This is a genomic window from Achromobacter sp. 413638 (assembly GCF_043119405.1).
Taxonomy (GTDB): domain Bacteria; phylum Pseudomonadota; class Gammaproteobacteria; order Burkholderiales; family Burkholderiaceae_B; genus Achromobacter.
Window position 1 is genome coordinate 25,086 of record NZ_JBICCO010000027.1, and the last position, 18,787, is coordinate 43,872.

An 18,787-nucleotide genomic window follows, 5' to 3' on the forward strand; every position below is an offset into this window, starting at 1 on the left:
GCACCGCTACTCGCGCACCGCGATCCGCGTCTCGAACTTGGCGCGGTGCACCGAGAAGAACGTGCGCACATTGCGCACATTGGCCTGCGCCGTGAAGGCGCGGTGCACCAGCGCGTGGTAGGCCGGCATGTCCCGCACCTGCGCGATCACCACGAAATCCGGACCGGGCGACACCCGGTAGCACTGCAGCACGGCGGGCTCGGCCAGCATGCTCTGCTCGAATGCATCCAGGCTTTCGGCGGCCTGCACGTCCAGCGTGATCTCGACGATGGCTGTCAGCGTGCTGCCCAGCTTGTCGGCGGCCAGGATCGCCACCTGCCGGTCGATCACGCCGATGTCGACCAGCCGCCGCACCCGCCGCAGGCAGGTCGGGGGCGAGGCGTGCACGCGTTCGGCCAGATCCTGGTTGGTCAGCGCGCAGTCGATCTGCAGCTGTTCCAGGATGCGGCGGTCCAGATCGTCCAGTTCGGGCAGCACAGGAGCGGTGTTTTGCGCCATATATTTCACTCTGGCGTATAAAATGAAATATTATTTAATCACAATCCGGTAAGTAAATAAACTTCCAAAAAACTTCACATAAAGAAATCAAATTTCTTTGTGGCGCGCGCACAATGCGTTCCGTACCCGAACCCTTACAGGAGTTTCTCCTATGTGCGGCATTGTTGGCGCCGTCGCCCAGCGCGACATCACCCCGATCCTCGTTGAAGGCCTGAAGCGGCTGGAATACCGCGGCTACGACTCCTGCGGCGTCGCGGTCTACGCCGACGGCCACCTGCGCCGCACGCGCAGCACGCAGCGCGTGGCCGAACTGAGCGACCAGATCGCCCAGGACCATGTGACCGGCTTCACCGGCATCGCCCACACCCGCTGGGCCACCCACGGCGTGCCGGCCACGCACAACGCCCACCCGCACTTCTCGCACCTGGGCAATGACGAGCCGCGCATCGCGCTGGTCCACAACGGCATCATCGAGAACCACGACGAACTGCGCGCCGAGCTGCAGGCCGCCGGCTACGTCTTCGAAAGCCAGACCGACACCGAGGTCATCGCCCACCTGGTCAACCACCTGTACGCCGGCGACCTGTTCGAGGCCGTGCAGCAGGCCGTGCGCCGCCTGCATGGCGCCTACGCCATCGCCGTGTTCTGCCGCGATGAGCCGCACCGCGTGGTCGGCGCCCGCCAGGGCTCGCCGCTGGTGGTGGGCGTGGGCCAGAACGAGAACTTCCTGGCGTCCGATGCGCTGGCCCTGGCTGGCACCACCGACCAGATCATCTACCTGGAAGACGGCGACGTCGTCGACCTGCAGCTGACCCGCGTCTGGATCGTGGACGCCGAAGGCCGCGCCGCCGATCGCGCCGTGCACACCGTGCACGTGCACACCGGCGCCGCCGAGCTGGGTCCGTACCGCCACTACATGCAGAAGGAAATCTTCGAGCAGCCGCGCGCGGTCGGCGATACCCTGCAGGACATCGAGTCCGTCACGCCCGAGCTGTTCGGCGACGACGCCTACAAGATCTTCAAGGACATCGATTCGGTGCTGGTCCTGGCCTGCGGCACCAGCTATTACGCCGGCCTGACCGCCAAGTACTGGATCGAGTCCGTCGCCAAGATCCCGGTGAATGTCGAAATCGCCAGCGAATACCGCTACCGCGACAGCGTGCCGAACCCGCGCGCGCTGGTGGTGACGATCTCGCAGTCCGGCGAAACGGCCGACACGCTGGCCGCGCTCAAGCACGCGCGCTCGCTGGGCATGCAGCACACGCTGACCATCTGCAACGTGGCCACCAGCGCCATGGTGCGCGAGTGCAAGCTGTCCTACATCACGCGCGCCGGCGTGGAGATCGGCGTGGCCTCGACCAAGGCCTTCACCACCCAGCTGACCGGCCTGTTCCTGCTGACGCTGGCGCTGGCGCAGGTGCGCGGCAATCTGACCGCCGAGCAGGAAGCCGCGCACATCAAGTCGCTGCGCCACCTGCCCGCCGCCATCGGTTCGGTGCTGGCGCTGGAACCGCAAATCATGGCCTGGGCGGACCGCTTCGCCTCCAAGGAAAACGCGCTGTTCCTGGGTCGCGGCATGCACTATCCGATCGCGCTGGAAGGCGCGCTCAAGCTCAAGGAAATCAGCTACATCCACGCCGAAGCCTACCCGGCAGGCGAACTCAAGCACGGCCCGCTGGCCCTGGTGACCGAGCACATGCCCGTGGTCACCATCGCGCCCAAGGACGGCCTGCTGGAAAAGCTGAAGTCCAACATGCAGGAAGTGCGCGCGCGCGGCGGCGAGCTGTATGTGTTCGCCGACGCCGACAGCAAGATCGTCAGCGCCGAGGGCATGCACGTGATCCGCATGCCCGAGCACTACGGCATGCTGTCGCCGATCCTGCACACGGTGCCGCTGCAACTGCTGTCGTATCACACGGCTTGCGCGCGCGGCACGGACGTGGACAAGCCGCGCAATCTGGCCAAGAGCGTGACGGTGGAGTGAGGCGGGCGCGCCCGGTGCGCGCTTTCTTCAGAATGGCCGCTCATGCGGCCATTTTTTTTGGACTCTAAACGACGGCAAAGGCGCTGACGGAGGCGGTGCGTTGTCGCGCCAATCAGCCGGTCCGGTTATATGAGTTTGACTAATAATATTATGAGACCAACTCATTTATACAGACTATGAGTCTGGCTAATGGTGTTTTGAAATCATTTCATTTTTATTTATGCGCAGCGCAGCATAGAATTCGGCCCTGATTCCGGGGATGTCAAGGCTGCCAGGTCAAGAGAATCAAAAATAATACTGGCAAGCATTGTGGCAGCAAGCGGGTTTTATTTCAGGGTCCTGGGCGCCAGATAGCAATGAGCAGAGATTTCAAGTTTTCCATCAAGAGTATTAATTTCGATGAGGATTATCGTCCCTCGGATAATACGCGCATCACCACCAATTTCGCCAATCTGGCCAGAGGGACAAGTCGCCAGGAGAACCTGCGCAACACCTTCCGCATGATAGACAATCGTTTCAATGCCCTGGCGCATTGGGACAACCCCAAGGGCGATCGCTATACGGTCGAACTTGAAATCATCTCGGTCGAATTGAATATCGATGGGGAAACCAGCGGCAATGCCCTTCCCTTGATCGAGATATTGAAGACCAATATCGTCGACCGCAAAACCGGCGAGCGCATCGACGGCATCGTGGGGAATAATTTCTCCTCCTACGTGCGGGATTATGACTTCAGCGTACTGCTGCTGGAGCACAACAAGGATCAGGCCAAGTTCAGCACGCCGGAAGATTTCGGCGATCTGCACGGCAAGCTTTTCAGGCTTTTTGTGAATTCCAGCACTTACAAGGAATATTTCAAGAAGCCGCCCGTCATCTGCCTGAGCGTTTCCAGCAGCAAGGTCTACCACCGCACGGAAAACCAGCATCCGGTGCTGGGCGTTGAATACCTGCAGGACGAATATTCCCTGACCGATGAATATTTCAAGAAAATGGGCATGAAGGTTCGCTACTTCATGCCGCCGAACAGCGCCGCGCCCCTGGCCTTCTATTTCACGGGCGATCTGCTGGGCGACTACACCAATCTCGAGCTGATCGGCACCATCAGCACGATGGATACCTTCCAGAAGATCTATCGGCCCGAGATCTACAACGCGAATTCCGCGGCGGGGAAATCCTATCAGCCCAGCCTGAAGCACCAGGATTATTCGCTGACCCGCATCGTCTATGACCGAGAGGAACGCAGCCGGCTGGCTGTCGAGCAGGGACGGTTTGTCGAAGAGCACTTCATCAAGCCCTACCAATCGGTTCTTGCGCAGTGGTCCGCCACCGCCCGTTTTGATCAATAAAAAGCTACCAGGTCATTCATCGTGAAAAAACTGCTCCCCACTTCCACCGCCGGCAGCCTGCCCAAACCCTCCTGGCTGGCGCAACCCGAGACGCTCTGGTCGCCCTGGAAACTGCAGGACGAGGGCTTGCTCGAAGGCAAGCAAGACGCGCTGCGCCTGTCCCTGCAGGAACAGCAACACGCGGGCATCGACATCGTCAGCGATGGCGAACAGACGCGCCAGCACTTCGTGACCACCTTCATCGAGCACCTGGAAGGCGTTGATTTCGAGAATCGCAAGACGGTGCGGATCCGCGATCGCTATGACGCCAGCGTGCCCTCCGTCGTCGGCGCCGTGGCGCGCCGCAAGCCGGTCTTCGTCGAGGACGCCAAGTTCCTGCGCCAGCAGACCAGGCAGCCGATCAAATGGGCGCTGCCCGGTCCCATGACCATGATCGATACGCTGTATGACGATCACTACAAGAGCCGCGAAAAGCTGGCCTGGGAATTCGCCAAGATCCTGAATCAGGAAGCCAAGGAACTGGAAGCGGCCGGCGTCGACATCATCCAGTTCGACGAGCCCGCGTTCAATGTCTTCTTCGACGAGGTGAATGACTGGGGCGTGGCCACGCTGGAACGGGCCATCGAAGGCCTGAAGTGCGAGACGGCCGTCCACATCTGCTACGGCTATGGCATCAAGGCCAACACGGATTGGAAGAAGACGCTGGGCTCCGAATGGCGCCAGTATGAAGAGGCCTTCCCCAAGCTGCAGAAGTCCAGCATCGATATCGTTTCGCTGGAATGCCAGAATTCCCGCGTGCCGATGGATCTCATCGAGCTGATTCGCGGCAAGAAGGTGATGGTCGGGGCCATCGATGTGGCCACCAACACCATCGAAACGCCCGAGGAAGTCGCCAATACCCTGCGCAAGGCCCTGCAGTTCGTGGATGCCGACAAGCTCTATCCCTGCACCAACTGCGGCATGGCGCCCCTGCCCCGCGCCGTCGCGCGCGGCAAGCTGAGCGCGCTGAGCGCCGGCGCGGAAATCGTCCGCCAGGAACTCTCGAACTAAGCCTGGGGCAGAGCCTGCCACCGCATTCGTTTGCGGCGGCAGGCTCGCCGTCGAGCAGTCCGTCGTACTTCGCAGCTACCATGTCACTCCCCAGCACCGCCATCGAACCATTGCGCTTTCGCGAAGCGCTCGGACACTATGCGTCCGGCATCACGGTGGTCACATCGCACATCGCGGGCGAGCCGGTGGGTTTCACCTGCCAGTCGTTCTACAGCGTGTCGATGAACCCGCCGCTGGTGTCATTCAGCGTGATGTCCGGTTCGGCCAGCTATCCCAAGATCCGCCAGGCAGGCCGATTCGCGGTCAATATCCTGTCGGATGAGCAGGTCGATATTTCCAATCAGTTCGCCCGTCGCGGCACGGACAAGTGGCACGGCATCGAGTGGCGGGAATCGCCGCTGGGCAATCCGCTCATCGCCGGCAGCCTGCACTGGCTGGATTGCGACATCTACGCCGAACACGCCGCCGGCGATCACGTGATCGTCATCGGCGAGGTGAAGGCGCTGAACCTGCAGCAAACCGCCGCCACGCAGCCATTGCTGTATTTCAAAGGGCAGTACCGCAACATCGCCGCGCACTGCGAGGCTTGAGCGTGTGACCGCCGCCGCCCCATCCGCATGACGTTGCCAGGTATCGAATCGTCTTGAGCGCATTGAAGCAGGCGCTGGACGACGGGCGCTTTGTCTGCGTGTTGGAGATCATCCCCCAGCAGTCCCCCGCGCGCCTGGCGGGGCTCGGGCGGATCGTGCAGCGCGGACATCTGGCGGGCTGGCCCTTGCTGCCGGCCTTCGCCGATCGCGTCGGCGCGCATTCCGATCTGAGTCCGCTGGAAGGCGCGGGCGCGTTGGGCGATCCGGCCGCATCCCTGCTGCATTTTTCAGGCAAGGACCGCGAGCGCGCGGATCTGCTGCGTCAGATGGCGGCGATGAAGACCCGTGGCCTGAATCAATTGCTGCTGCTCAGCGGGGACCGCCTGCCGGGCCATGATCCCGGCGGGGCCGCCGTGCGTTATCTGGAGTCGGTGTCCGCGCTGCAGATTGCCCGCGAGCACGGACCGGACTGGCTGCTGGGCGCGGCGTTGAACCCGTTCAAGTACCGCGAGGAAGAAGGCGGCGCGCAGTATCTGAAGGCGCGGAAGAAGCTGCTGGCGGGCGCGGATTTCCTGACCCTGCAATTGGGTTTCGACGCCGCCAAGCATGTCGAGGCCCAGACCTGGATGCGCGCGCAGCACGGCATGAAACCCATGCTGGCCTGCGTCATGAGCTTGACCGACAAGCGCGCCGCCGCGCTGCGGGCCGTGCCCGGCGTCGTCATCACCGACACCATGCGCGAGCTGTTGGCCAGGGAGCAGGACGTCTCCCAGGCCCTTGCGGCCAGACGCGGCATCGAGCGCCTGGCCTTGCAGATCGTGGGCTTGCGGTTGATGGGCTATGCCGGCGCGCATGTGTCCGGGGTGCACACGCTGGACGAACTGCTGCTGCTGGAGCAGGCGCTCATCGCGCAACGGGATCGGATCACATCGCTGGCCGAATGGCTCGAACAATGGCATGCCAGCTGGCGGATGCCGGGGGCGCCGCAGGTAGGTTTCACCCCCGACGCCAGCGCATGGGAACTGGGGCGGTCCGACGTCACCGCCACCCGTCGGGAACGCCTTCGCTACGCGCTGTTCTCGACAATGCATCGCCAATTCTTCAGCCGCAGGGGATGGCTCGGCAAAGCCTTTGGCTGGAGCATGACGCGGCCGATCTGGCAGGCCGCCGTGGCGGCGCATGCGCTGCATGCCGTCGAACGCATGGTCAAGCGGCCGCTGGTCGGCTGCGATACCTGCGGCAGCTGCCGCCTGCAGGAGACGCTTTACGTCTGTCCCGAGACCTGCCCCAAGGGCCTGGCGAACGGTCCCTGTGGCGGCACCCGGCTCAATCGTTGCGAATTCGACGACCGGGAGTGCGTGCACAGCGTCAAATACCGGATCGCCAAATCGGCCGATCAATTGCCCGTGCTGGAACAGGTGCTGATTCCCTGCATCGAAGCGGCTGACAGGCACCGCAGCTCCTGGCCCGCATGGTTCACGCAGAGGCGCGAGGAAACGCGCGTCCGGCCGTCGGCTTGCGGCTCGCCGGAGCTGCCGCCGTAGAGGGATAATGGCGGCTCCCCGACGATCCTCCCGCTGCGCCGCCATCCATGAACGCTTCGTCCCGTTTCGCGACCCGTCATTTCGTAGCGCCCCAGGATGCGGAAACGCAGTTGGCGGATCGGCTGCCCATGCACATCCTTCTGCCATATCTGTTGGCCGCCATGTCGCTGGCGCTGGCCTACGGCGCGAGTTTCCTGCTGGCGGATGCGCTGGTCGCCGCCGGCTACGCGGCGTCCCGCGCCGGCACCGTCATCGGCGTCGGCATCGTGGCGACGCTGGTCGGCTCCGTCTTCGCCGGACGCTGGGCCGAGCGCATGGGCATCCTGCCCTTGATCGCCTGCGCGGCGGGCGCGATGGCCATGGCGATGGCCTGTTTCGCCTTGATGGGCGCAGGCGGCTTGCCGATGGCCTACGCGGGCGGCCTGCTGCTGGGCCTGGGGTGGGCCGTGTTCTACATGCTGGCGCCGATCCTGCTTATCCATTGCCTGAAACCGAACGCGCGCCTGGAGGCGCTGACCCTGCTGTCGGGATCGCAGATGCTGGGCATGGGGCTGGCCGCGCCGCTCGGCCATTTCCTGGCGCGGCAGTCCGGCAGGGTGTCCGCTGCTTTCGCGGCCTATGCCGCGTGCTGCGTGATCGCGGCGGGCTTTGCCTGGCTGCTGCGGCGCAGCCTGGCCCGCCAGCCGCAGTTGCCGCTCAAGACGGTGGCGCTGTCGCTGTCCGCCGTGGCCTGCGTGCTGCGCGCGAAGACCGTGCTGCCGGTCGCGCTGATGGGCATCGCCGCCTGCACCTTCGCCGGACTGTCGACCTTCCAAAGCCTCTATGCGCAGTCACGGGGACTGAGCGCCGACACGTTCTTCCTGACCTTCACCATCACCACCGTGCTGCTGCGCTTCACCGTCGCCTCATGGATCGGCAAGCTGCCATTGGGGCGCCTGGCCCTGGCCCTGTTCGCGATCACGCTGGGCGGCATCCTGCTGCTGGCCGTGAATGCAGGCAGCGCGCCGCTCTATGTCGCCGCCACCATCCTGTTCGCCACCGGATATGGCCTGACCTATTCCACGCTCAACGCCATGGCGGTCAATCTGGCCGACGGCCTGGGCATCTCCATTCCCGCCGCGTCGCAGGTGTTCACCCTGGGCTATTTCGCCGGCGCCTTCGGATTTCCGTATGTCGCGGGCAGCCTGATCGCGGCCTCGGGCATCGATGCCGCGCTGTGGATGATGCTGGGCCTGGTCGGATGCAATCTCGCCGTGGCCGCCGTCACGCCGGCATTCCGGTCCTATCGGCTGACGCGCGGCCGGCCTTGAGGAGAGGGCGCGGCGTCGCCGTCTCCAGGCGTCGCGCGTTTCCATAACATGTGAATAAGTCCATGGCCTGACAGCGCAGGCTGTGGCTTCCCGTCCGCAGTATGGCCATCGTCATGGCTACGTCATTCGTCCTGCCTAGACTGCCTAGCTTTTCCAGGTTGCATTCATGAAGCACGGCAGCAAGACCCCCTCCCAGACCCCAGTCATCACCGCGCAGCAAAGCGCCGACCTGCCCATCGCGCTCAACACCACGCGGCGCAGCCTGCTGCGCGCCGGCATCGGGGCGACCTTGCTGCCCATCGGCGGCAGCCTGTTGCTGGCGGGCTGCAACAGCAGCAGCGACGATGACGATGATGCGGTCCCGGCCAAGCCGCAACCGCAGCCGCAGCCCGCGCTCGCGTCGACCTTCGCCCTGGCGGTGCTGCCGGACACGCAGTTCTACTCGCGCTACGCCACCGATGCCGAGAACCAGCAGTTCATGCGCAAGTACGGCAGCGAGCCGTTCCAGGCCCAGACCCGCTGGGTGGCGCAGCATGCCGCCGCCTTGAACATCCCGTTCCTGGCGCACCTGGGCGACGTGGTCGACCAGCAAGGCAAGCCGGACCAATGGAAGGTGGCCAGCGCCGCGATGAAGGTGCTGGAGGACGCCAAGGTGCCCTACTCCATCCTGGCGGGCAACCATGACGTGATCATGGATCGCGACTATGTGGACGAGAGCAGCCAGAAGAACGGGAAGGAAACCGACGAGCTGCGGGACCGGGCGCTCGAACCCTATCTGAAGAACTTCGGCCGCGACCGCGCGAAACAGCAGGCCACGTTCGGCGGCCGTGATGCCAGCGGCTTCCACGAATACCATGTGTTCGAAGCCGAGGGGCAGAAGTTCATGGTGCTGTCGCTGTCGTGGCGCGTGTCGGACGCGGCGCTGGAATGGGCCAACCTGGTCATCCGCGCCAATCCCACGCTGCCGGTCATCCTGGTCAATCACCAGCTGCTGAACATCGACAAGGACGGCGTGTCGCCGCTGGAAGTGCCCTACGGCAAAATGCTGTGGGAAAAGCTGATCCGCAAGAACGACCAGATCTTCATGACGCTCAACGGCCACTACCACGGCGCGGCGCGGCTGACGAAGACCAATGACTTCGGCAATCCCGTCGAGGAGATGGTGGTCGACTACCAGATGGCCTACCAGGGCGGCAACGGCCTGATGCGCCTGTACGAATTCGACCTGACCCACAACGAGATCAAGGTTCTGTCCTTCTCGCCCTGGGTGCCGCAAAAACCCAAGGAAACGCTGAACGCCTTCGACCAGGCGGTGCTGACGGCGCCGAACGAGCAGTTCACGATCAAGATGGACTTCGCCCAGCGTTTCTCGGGCTTCAACAAGACCTTCAAGCCGGGCGCCGCCACGCGCGGCTCGCTGGTCGAGCAGGCGCGCGCGCTGATCCTGGCGAACTACACCGATCCCGCCACGATCGTGCAGAAGCCGGCCGTCGACTCCGAGGACTATCCCAAGGTCGCCAACACGCTGGCGCACTGGCGCTTCTTCGGCGGCGTTGCCGGGCAGCCCGTGAAGGTGGGCGAGACCGTGGCCGACGTGACGGGCGCGAACCCGATCCGCCGCGCGCCGCTGAACATCGATGGCGTGGCCGGGGCGCAGGAAGCCGATCTGGTGTGGTCGGGCGACCATCACTACCTGTCGGCCGCGCCCGGCTCGGTGCGCTTCCTGAACACGGACAAGAACACGGCCCGCATGAGCTATTTCACGACCGACGTGGCCGCGCCGATCAATCCGGCGACGGTGCCGTCGGGCTATACCGTCGAGGCCTTCCTCAAGATCGACAAGGACTGGACGGCGCAGAAGCACGCGTGGATGAACGTCATGACGCGCGACGGCAAGCGCGGCGACCTGGCCGGCTTCTCGGACGGCGATCCGGAGTCGCCGCCGCTGCTGTTCGCCTTGTCCAGCCTGCGCGAAGTCCAGTGGGAAGTCGTGCCCGAAGTGTCGGGCACGCGCGGCGCCAAGACCAACTGGTCCGGCGAGATCATCGCCGACAAGTGGATGCACGTGGCCATCGTCAACGACGAGGTCACGCATGAAACCGTGCTGTACATCGAGGGCGCGCCGGTGCTGCGCAACGCCAGCAACGCGCCCGGCCTGGCCGCGCTGGCGGCCAACATGCCCTGGATCATCGGCGCGGGCTCATGGGATGGCCGACGCGCCGACGGCTTCTTCGGCAGCATCGGCGAGATCCGCATCGTGGGCAAGGCGCTCAAGCCGGCGCAGTGGCTGACGGCGCGCCGCGCCTAAGTCCGCAGGCCGGCCTGTTTCATCAGCGGCAGGATCCTGTCGCCGAAGAATTCCAGGTCCGGCTTGAAGTCGAAGAAGCTCAGCTGCAGGCCGTCGATGCCGGCCTGCCTGAGCCGCACGAACTGTTCGACGATCTGTTCGGGCGTGCCCACCACTTCGATATTGCCGCCGATGGCGCGGCGGCTGGGCGGGTCCACGCCCTCCCGGCCACGCCAGGCATGGGCATCGCTCTTCAGGCTCTGGAAGCCGTCGGGCGTGCGGAAATCCTGCCTGGCGACGATGGCCTCGTAATAGGCGCGCGTCTCGCTCTCGGTCTCGCGGCTGATCACCATGGGATTGAGCAGCGTGCGCACGCGCCGGCCGATGCCGCGCGCGGCGGCCTTCACGCGTTCGGCGTGGGCGGGCAGGACCTCGATCGCGCTGGCGAAGTCCGACGCGCCTGGACTGGTGATGAAGACCACATCCGAATGGCGCGCCGCGTAGGCGATGCCAGCATCCGAGCCGGTGGCGCTGACCAGCAGCGGCCGCGCATAGCGCGGCTTGGGCGTGACATAGGCATCCTGCAGTTTCCATGACGAGCGGCCGCTGAAGGACAGCGGCTCGTCCTCGCGCCACAGCCGTTGCAGCACGTCGACGAATTCCGCCGCCAATTCATAGCGCCGGTCGTGCTCGATCTGTTCAGTGCCGAAGGCGCGGTGCTCGACTTCCCGGTGGCCCGTGACCACGTTGATGCCCCAGCGGCCGCCGGAGATATGGTCCAGCGTCGCGCCCCACTTGGCCAGGTGCAGCGGATGCAGCGGGCCGTAGAGCACGTGGATCGTCGAGATCAGCAGGATGCGGCGGGTGATGGAGGTGAGCGCGGCGGTGGTCTGGAACGAGTCCAGCGCGTTGCCGTCGAACACGCCGCCATAGCCGCCCTTGGGCAGCCATTGCGACAGCGCGAACACCAGGTCGAAGCCCAGCGCTTCGGCCTTCAGCACCAGGTCGCGGTTGTACTCCCAGCGCCAGTCGGTGGTCCGCTCCAGCGTGGAGGCGCTCCAGCCGCCGGCCTGGATCGGCAGGAACAGGCCCAGCAGGATGGGCTGGCGCAGCGCCTGTGCGAACGGACTGCCGGGCAGATCGGCGGGAGATGGATGATGCTCGATGACGGCGGCTGGATCGGCCGCGAGTAGTGTGCTCATGGAACGTGCGCCAGGGCTGGGGGAATCCTGCATTGTCGGTAAGCGGCGAAAGGCGCGTCAAAGAACCAATTTCCATTTGCTAAGGCGCCATTTCCATAGGCGTGGCGGCGCGCGCCACGGCTCCACTGGGTCGGTCGGGCGCGTCGGGATGCGGATATTTGCTCATGATTCATCAGTCGTAGCGATGGCGCGAGGGTCTTTCTAATATCGACGCTTTCCGTAGATTGGTGGAACGCAAGCAATGCAGAGCATCCGAGAAAATTCGCACCCGCGCGGGCTGGCCCGGCTGCTGGGCCTGCTGGCGCTGATCGGCGCGGCGACGCTGGCGTCGCCGGCCTGGAGCCAGGCGACGCCGCCGCGCGGTGGCACGCTCACCTGGATCATTCCGCAGGAGCCGGCCGCGTTCGTGCCGCTGACCACCTCGGCCGGCGGCAGCACGGAACTCGGGCCCAAGGTGATCGAAGGGTTGCTCGCCTATGACCGGGAGCTCAAGCCCATCGCCCAGCTCGCCACTGGCTGGCAGGTGTCGGCCGATGGCCTGCGCTATGAGTTCACGCTGCGCCAGGGCGTCAAGTGGCACGACGGCCAGCCCTTCACGGCCGCCGACGCGGCCTATTCCATCGCCACCATCAAGGCCGTGCATCCGCGCGGACGCGTGACCTTCGCCAACGTCGGCGCCATCGAGACGCCGGACGACCACACGCTGGTGCTCAAGCTGGAAAAGCCCGCGCCCTACCTGCTGACGGCGCTGTCGGCCTCGGAATCGCCGATCGTGCCCAAGCATCTGTACGAGGGCAAGGACGTGGCCACCAATCCGCGCAATAACAGTCCGGTGGGCACCGGGCCGTTCATCTTCAAGGAATGGGTGCGTGGCAGTCATGTGCGGCTGGAGCGCAATCCGAACTATTGGAACGCGCCCAAGCCCTACCTGGATGTCGCGGTCGCCCGATTCATTCCGGAGGCCGCCGCGCGCGCGGCGGCGCTGGAGTCCGGCGAAGCGCAGCTGGCGAACAAGTCCATCGCGCTGTCGGACATCGACCGCTTCGAGAAGCTGAAGCACGTCGTGGTGGACGTGACGCCATGGCCTTATGTGGGCGATCACCAGCAGATCTATTTCAACTTCGATTCCGAGCCGTTCCGCAAGCGCGAGGTGCGCCAGGCGGTGGCCCAGTCGCTGAACGTCGAGGTCTTCGCGCGTACCGTGTGGTACGGGCGCGGGGTAGTGTCGGCCAGCCCCATCGGCAAGGCCCTGACACGCTTTCACGACGACCAGATCCGGCACTATCCCTATGACGTGAAGGCGGCCGAGGCGGCGCTAGACGGCGCCGGCTATCCGCGCAAGGCGGATGGCAAGCGCTTCAAGGTCCGGCTGCTCTACAACCCGTTCCAGGATCGCCGCGCGGCCGAGTTCGTGCGCCAGGCGCTGCTGCGCATCGGCCTGGACGCCGAGCTGGAAAGCCTGGACTTCGCCACCTACGTGACGCGCGTGTACACGGACAGGGCCTTCGATATCACGCTGGAGAACCTGACCAACACCTTCGATCCCACCATTGGCGTGCAGCGGGTGTTCTGGTCGCGTAATTTCAAGATCGGACTGCCCTTCTCCAACGCCTCGCACTACCAGAACCCCGAGGTAGACCGTCTGCTGGAGGCGGCCGCGGTGGAGCCGGACGAAGCGCGGCGCCGCCAGTTGTTCGTCGAGTTTCAGCGCGCGGTGCGCGATGACGCCGCGTCCATCGAGCTGGGCGCCAATCCTAACGTCACCATCGTAGGCCGCAAGGTGAAGGACTGGGACACGAGCGCCGAAGGCACGCGCGGCAATTTCGCCGACGTGTACTTCGCCGGATCTTGAGCCAGGGGCGCATGACATGAGCGTCTTTCGCCGCCATGGCCTGGCCCGCATCGCCGGCGTCCTGCGGCGCAACGCCTGGCAGGCCGTGCCCACGGTGATCGGCATCGTGGCGCTGAACTTCGTCCTGCTGGAGCTGGTGCCCGGCGACGCGGCGGACGTGATCGCCGCCGAATCCGGCAGCGCCACCGAGGAAGGCATGGCGCAGCTGCGGCGCCACTTCGGGCTGGACCTGCCGATGCTGGAACGGCTGTGGCGCTACCTGACCGGCATCGCGCAGTTCGACCTGGGCATGTCGCCGCGCCACAACGCGCCGGTGGCGCAGCTGATCCTGGACCGGCTGGGCAACACGCTGCTGCTGATGGGCACGGCGCTGGGCATTGCCGTCTGCGCCGGCGTGCTGCTGGGCGTGCTGATGTCGGCGCGCGCCGGCAAGTGGCAGGACCGGCTGTTGTCCGTCGTCGCCTTGCTGCTGTATTCCACGCCCTCGTTCTGGCTGGGACTGATGGCCATCGTGCTGTTCTCGGTCAAGCTGGGCTGGCTGCCCACCGGCGGCAGCTACACGATAGGCGCGGGCCTGACGGGCTGGGCCGCGTTCGTCGACGGCGCGCGCCATCTGGTCCTGCCGGCCCTGGCCACGTCCGGCTTTTTCATCGCGATCTTCGCGCGCCTGACGCGCGCGTCCATGCTGGAGGTCAGCCGCCAGGACTATGTGCGGACCGCCGAGTCCAAGGGCCTGGGGCCGGGCGCGGTCACGTTCCGGCATGTGCTGCGCAACGCGCTGATCCCGGTCACGACGGTGGCGGGCATGCACTTCGGCGCGCTGCTGGGCGGCGCGACCGTGATCGAGACCGTGTTCAGCTGGCCCGGCCTGGGAAGGCTGGCGCTGGAATCGGTGCTGGCGCGCGACTACGCCGTGCTGCTGGGCATCCTGTTCCTGTCCTCGCTGCTGGTGATCGTGGCCAACATGCTGGTGGACCTGCTGCAGGCCTGGCTCGACCCGCGCATCCGGCTGCGCTGACCCAATGACCCCGCACAGGAGGGCCGGCTGGCCATGACCTTGAAAGCCCTGTTGATTCCGACGCGCAAGCCCGCCCCGGCCCAGGCGGCCGATGCGGCCGGCCTGGCGGCGCGCGCATCGGCCTGGCGCGCTTTCCTGCGCAATCCCTCCGCCCTGGCTGGCGTGCTGCTGCTTATGGCCGTGGCCTTGTCGGCGGTGTTCGCCGGCGTGCTGTTCCCCGGCGATCCGCTGGACATGGTCGCGCAGCCGCTGCTCGGTCCCGGCCAGGATGCCGCTTTCTTCCTGGGCAGCGACTCGCTCGGCCGTGACGTGGCCGCCGGCCTGGCGCATGGCGCGCGCGTGTCGCTGGCCGTGGGCGCGGCCGCCGCTGGCATCAGCCTGGGCATCGGCGTGCTGGTCGGCGCGGCGGCCGGCTATTTCGGCGGCTGGCTGGACGATGTGCTGGTGCGCCTTACCGAGCTGGTGCAGACCATCCCGACCTTTTTGCTGGTCATCGTCATCGTGGCCATCGGCCAGCCGTCCGCGCGCATGATCGTGCTGGCCATCGGCGCGGCGTCCTGGCCCGTGATCGCGCGGCTGGTGCGCGCCGAGTTCCGCGCGCTGCGCGAGGCGGAGTTCGTTCAGGCCGCGCGCAGCCAGGGCTTCGGCGACGCCTGGATCATCTTCCGCGAGATCCTGCCCAATGCCCTGCCGCCGGTGGTGGTGACGAGTTCGGTGCTGGTGGCCACCGCGATCCTGATGGAGTCGGCCCTGTCCTTCCTGGGCATGGGCGATCCCAACGTGGTCAGCTGGGGCAGCATGATCGGCGAAGGACGCGAGCATCTGCGCACCGCCTGGTATCTGGCCGCCGCGCCCGGCGTCGCCATCATCCTGACCGTGCTGTCGCTCAATCTGGTGGGCGACGGCATCAACGACGCGTTCAATCCGCGCTTGAGAGGCCGCGCATGACCCCTGTACCCCATCTTCCGCCCGCGCTGCTGGACGTGCGCGGCCTGGACGTCCGGTTCCGTGGCCGCGACGGCGGCCATCACGCCGTCAAGCAGCTGGATTTCACGCTGGGCCAGGGCGAGACGCTGGCGCTGGTGGGCGAATCGGGTTGCGGCAAATCGACCACCGCTCTGGCCCTGCTGCGCCTGCTGGCGCCGCAGGCCAGCATCGCCGGGGAAGTCCGCTTTCGCGGGCAGGACCTGGTCCGCCTGCCGTTGCCGCAGCTGCGCGCGATCCGGGGCGGCGAGATCTCGATGATCTTCCAGGAGCCGATGACTTCGCTCAATCCGGTGCATACCGTGGGCGCGCAGATCGTCGAGTCGTTGCGCCTGCACCAGGGCCTGTCGCGCGAGGCCGCGCACCGGCGGGCGGTGGAGATGCTGGCGCTGGTGAAGATCCCGGAGCCGCAGCGCCGCATCGAGGACTATCCGCACAACCTGTCCGGCGGCCAGCGCCAGCGCGTCATGATCGCCATGGCCGTCGCCTGCCAGCCCCGGCTGCTGATCGCCGACGAGCCGACCACGGCGCTGGATGTCACCGTGCAGGCGCGCATCCTGGAGTTGCTGGACGAGCTACGGCGCGAACTGTCCATGGGCCTCCTGCTCATCACGCACGACCTGGGCGTGGTGTCGCAATGGGCCGACCGGGTGCTGGTCATGCTGGACGGCGAGAAAGTTGAAGAGGCGTCCGCCATGGAATTGCTGGCGCGGCCGCGCCATGCGTATACGCAGGGCCTGCTGGGCGCTTCGCTGCACGGGGGCAAGGCGCTGCACTACAGCAGCGCGCGCCTGCCCGAGGTCCGGCGCGCGCATGGCGGCGCGGCGGGACTGCAGGCGCAGGATTCCGTCCGGGTCCACACGCCCGCGCCGCGCGGCCCCACGCTGCTGTCGGTGCAGTCCCTGCGCACGACGTACCGCCGGCGCGACGGGGACCTGCTGCATGCGGTGGACGACCTATCGTTCGATATCGCGCGCGGCGAGACCCTGGGGCTGGTGGGCGAGTCCGGCTGCGGCAAGTCCACGCTGTCGCGCACGCTGCTCAGGCTGACCGACCCGGCATCCGGCCGCATCGAGCTGGACGGCGCGGACCTAGCGTCCCTGCGGCCGCGCCAGGTGCGGCCGTGGCGCAAGCGCATCCAGATGGTGTTCCAGGATCCGTATGCCTCGCTCAATCCCCGGCGCAGCGTGTACGACACGCTGGACGCGGCGCTGGCGCTGCATGGCGAACGCGACCGCCACGCCCGGCGCGCGCGCATCGCCGCCATGCTGGACCGGGTCGGGCTGCCGGCCTCGGCCGCCGGCCGCTACCCGCACGAGTTCTCCGGCGGACAGCGCCAGCGCATCGGCATCGCCCGCGCGCTGATCCTGCGCCCGGACCTGGTGGTGCTGGACGAGCCGGTGTCGGCGCTGGACGTGTCCATTCAGGCCCAGATCCTGAACCTGCTGGTGGACCTGAAGCAGGACTTCGGCCTGTCGTACCTGTTCATCTCGCACGACCTGTCGGTGGTGCGCTACCTGTCGGACCGCGTCATCGTCATGCACCAGGGCAGGATCGTGGAGGAAGGGCTGCCGGACGAGATTTGGCGCGCGCCGCGCCATCCCTACACCCAGGCGCTGATCGCCGCCGCGCCCAGGCCGGGCTTGCGGCGGGGCGTGCAGGAACCGCCGCCGCGCAGCGCGCGCGCGGCATGAAAAATACCCCCCACGCCGCGCGCACTACGTGCGCTTGCTGTCCCCCCGAGGGGGGCGCTTTTCATCTTGAGGCGGCCCGGCAATGAAAAATGGCGCCGCGAGGCGCCATTTTGCTTTGTCAGCCACGCGGGCGGCGCATTGCCTGCGCCGCCGCACGTCCGTTCAGAACACCCGTCCCTGCTCGAACTCGGTGGTCGTGCCGTTCAGGTGATAGTCGCCCAGCACGCGCGCCTTGTGGCTCAACGGGTTGTGGCTGAAGATCGTGCGCAGGTTGCGCCAGTGCCGGTCCAGTTGCAAGGCGGACGAGGTGGCCGACGCGCCGCCCGCCTCGAACAGCTGCTGGCCGGCGTGCAGCGCGAGCTTGCTGACGATGAGCTGCGTCTTGGCCGTGGCCAGCCCGCCCTGCAGCACGATGGCCTGGGCGTCGGGCGCGCGCCGCCGGATGGCTTGCGCGCCGCGTTCCAGCTCGCGGGCCGTGTCGCGCACCAGCGCGTCGATGGCATGGCTGTGCGCCGCGATATCGCCGATGGCCTGCTGGATGAAGGGATCGTCGCGGGCCGCGTCCGCGCTGCTGTGCAGGGCCGCGCGGCCCTTGCTGCGCACGTAGTCCCGGGTTTCCCGCACCAGCGCGCGCACGATGCCGGCGGCCGTCGCCACCAGCACCAGCTGGCGCCAGGCGGAAATGTGATGGCTGGGCAGTCCCAGCTCGCGCAGGGACACGCGCTGCAGTTCGGATTCCTCGACGCGGGCATCGTGCAGCAGCAGGCTGCCGCTGGCCGTCAGGCGCTGGCCGAAGCCGTCCCAGTCGTCCACGATCTCCAGGCCCGGGCGGTCCAGCGGCAGGATCACGGTGACGGGCTGGTCCTGCTCGTCGATGGCGGCGATGTAGGCGTAGTCGGCGTACAGGGTGCCGGTCGAGTAGTACTTGCGGCCGTTCAGGCGGTAGTGGCCGTCCTGGCGCGTCAGCCGCGTGGTGATGAGGCCGGGTTTGGGCGTGCCCTGTTCCGTCGAGGCGCCGCCGAACAGCTTGCCGGCCAGGATGCGGCCGAACTGCTGCCGCACGTGTTCGTCCGCCGGCAGCACGCGCCACAGCGCGGACACGTTGTAGTGCAGGCGCAGCGCGTGTGGCACGTTGGAGTCGGCGGCGGCCAGCGTGATGATGGCCTCGGCCACGTCCTCCAGCGTGCCGTCCGGCCCGCCATGCTCGGCCGGCACCAGCAGCGCGCCCAGGCCCGACGCGCGCACGGCGTCGAAGGCGTCGAAGGGCAGGCGCCGCTCGCGTTCGCGCGCCACGGCGCCGGCGAGCAGGGCCTCGGCCTGGCCCGGCAGGCTGGCGAGGATATCGTCGCGGCGCCAGGCGGGGCGGCCCGCCGTCCTGTCCTGCGCGCTGGCCGAGGGGCGGTCTGTCGTCGATGTCGCGGTCATGCT

General features: G+C 66.5%; 14 protein-coding genes. 11 read left to right on the forward strand and 3 right to left on the reverse strand.

What is annotated here, in order from left to right; translation table 11 throughout:
• Positions 1-6 precede the first annotated feature (6 nt).
• The gene (locus ACEU5R_RS13285) at positions 7-498 is read right to left on the reverse strand and encodes an Lrp/AsnC family transcriptional regulator (RefSeq protein WP_392410480.1); all 492 of its coding nucleotides are present in this window, start codon (positions 496-498) and stop codon (positions 7-9) included.
• 151 nt (positions 499-649) lie between these two features.
• Between ACEU5R_RS13285 and glmS the strand changes: the two genes are divergently transcribed.
• The 7 genes from glmS (at position 650) to ACEU5R_RS13320 (ending at position 10,630) form a co-directional block, all read left to right on the forward strand.
• Positions 650-2,482, forward strand: a complete 1,833-nt coding sequence (gene glmS, locus ACEU5R_RS13290; RefSeq protein ID WP_103272027.1) for a glutamine--fructose-6-phosphate transaminase (isomerizing) — start codon at positions 650-652, stop codon at positions 2,480-2,482.
• A gap of 356 nt (positions 2,483-2,838) precedes the next feature.
• Positions 2,839-3,828, forward strand: coding sequence for a DUF1852 domain-containing protein (locus ACEU5R_RS13295; RefSeq protein WP_392410481.1), 990 nt, complete (start codon positions 2,839-2,841; stop codon positions 3,826-3,828).
• Positions 3,829-3,849: 21 nt separating this feature from the next.
• The gene (locus ACEU5R_RS13300) at positions 3,850-4,878 is read left to right on the forward strand and encodes a methionine synthase (RefSeq protein WP_199770961.1); all 1,029 of its coding nucleotides are present in this window, start codon (positions 3,850-3,852) and stop codon (positions 4,876-4,878) included.
• 80 nt (positions 4,879-4,958) lie between these two features.
• Positions 4,959-5,468: a flavin reductase family protein gene (locus ACEU5R_RS13305; protein WP_103272031.1), complete on the forward strand. Its 510-nt coding sequence runs from the start codon at positions 4,959-4,961 to the stop codon at positions 5,466-5,468.
• 53 nt (positions 5,469-5,521) lie between these two features.
• Positions 5,522-7,012, forward strand: coding sequence for a methylenetetrahydrofolate reductase C-terminal domain-containing protein (locus ACEU5R_RS13310; protein WP_392410482.1), 1,491 nt, complete (start codon positions 5,522-5,524; stop codon positions 7,010-7,012).
• A gap of 128 nt (positions 7,013-7,140) precedes the next feature.
• Positions 7,141-8,322: an MFS transporter gene (locus ACEU5R_RS13315; RefSeq protein WP_392410483.1), complete on the forward strand. Its 1,182-nt coding sequence runs from the start codon at positions 7,141-7,143 to the stop codon at positions 8,320-8,322.
• A gap of 166 nt (positions 8,323-8,488) precedes the next feature.
• The gene (locus ACEU5R_RS13320; protein ID WP_103272034.1) at positions 8,489-10,630 is read left to right on the forward strand and encodes a LamG-like jellyroll fold domain-containing protein; all 2,142 of its coding nucleotides are present in this window, start codon (positions 8,489-8,491) and stop codon (positions 10,628-10,630) included.
• Here ACEU5R_RS13320 and ACEU5R_RS13325 read toward each other — a convergent pair.
• A complete protein-coding gene (locus ACEU5R_RS13325) occupies positions 10,627-11,811 on the reverse strand; it encodes an LLM class flavin-dependent oxidoreductase (protein WP_392410484.1) in 1,185 nt (394 codons plus the stop codon). The genes ACEU5R_RS13320 and ACEU5R_RS13325 overlap by 4 nt on opposite strands.
• Before the next feature lie 241 nt (positions 11,812-12,052).
• On the opposite strand from ACEU5R_RS13325, the gene ACEU5R_RS13330 reads away from it, so the two are divergent.
• From ACEU5R_RS13330 to ACEU5R_RS13345, 4 genes are read left to right on the forward strand one after another with little or no spacing between them, the layout of a single operon-like run.
• Positions 12,053-13,663, forward strand: a complete 1,611-nt coding sequence (locus ACEU5R_RS13330) for an ABC transporter substrate-binding protein (RefSeq protein WP_392410485.1) — start codon at positions 12,053-12,055, stop codon at positions 13,661-13,663.
• Positions 13,664-13,679: 16 nt separating this feature from the next.
• Positions 13,680-14,681 (forward strand): ABC transporter permease, encoded by a 1,002-nt coding sequence (locus ACEU5R_RS13335; RefSeq protein WP_392410486.1) that lies wholly within the window; start codon positions 13,680-13,682, stop codon positions 14,679-14,681.
• 33 nt (positions 14,682-14,714) lie between these two features.
• Positions 14,715-15,629 (forward strand): ABC transporter permease, encoded by a 915-nt coding sequence (locus tag ACEU5R_RS13340; RefSeq protein ID WP_392410487.1) that lies wholly within the window; start codon positions 14,715-14,717, stop codon positions 15,627-15,629.
• Positions 15,626-17,359, forward strand: coding sequence for an ABC transporter ATP-binding protein (locus ACEU5R_RS13345; protein WP_392410488.1), 1,734 nt, complete (start codon positions 15,626-15,628; stop codon positions 17,357-17,359). The genes ACEU5R_RS13340 and ACEU5R_RS13345 overlap by 4 nt, the downstream gene beginning before the upstream one ends.
• A 162-nt stretch (positions 17,360-17,521) precedes the next feature.
• On the opposite strand, the gene ACEU5R_RS13350 is transcribed toward ACEU5R_RS13345, so the two are convergent.
• Complete coding sequence (locus ACEU5R_RS13350) at positions 17,522-18,784, reverse strand: acyl-CoA dehydrogenase (RefSeq protein ID WP_392410489.1); 1,263 nt, start codon at positions 18,782-18,784, stop codon at positions 17,522-17,524.
• Positions 18,785-18,787: the final 3 nt, after the last annotated feature.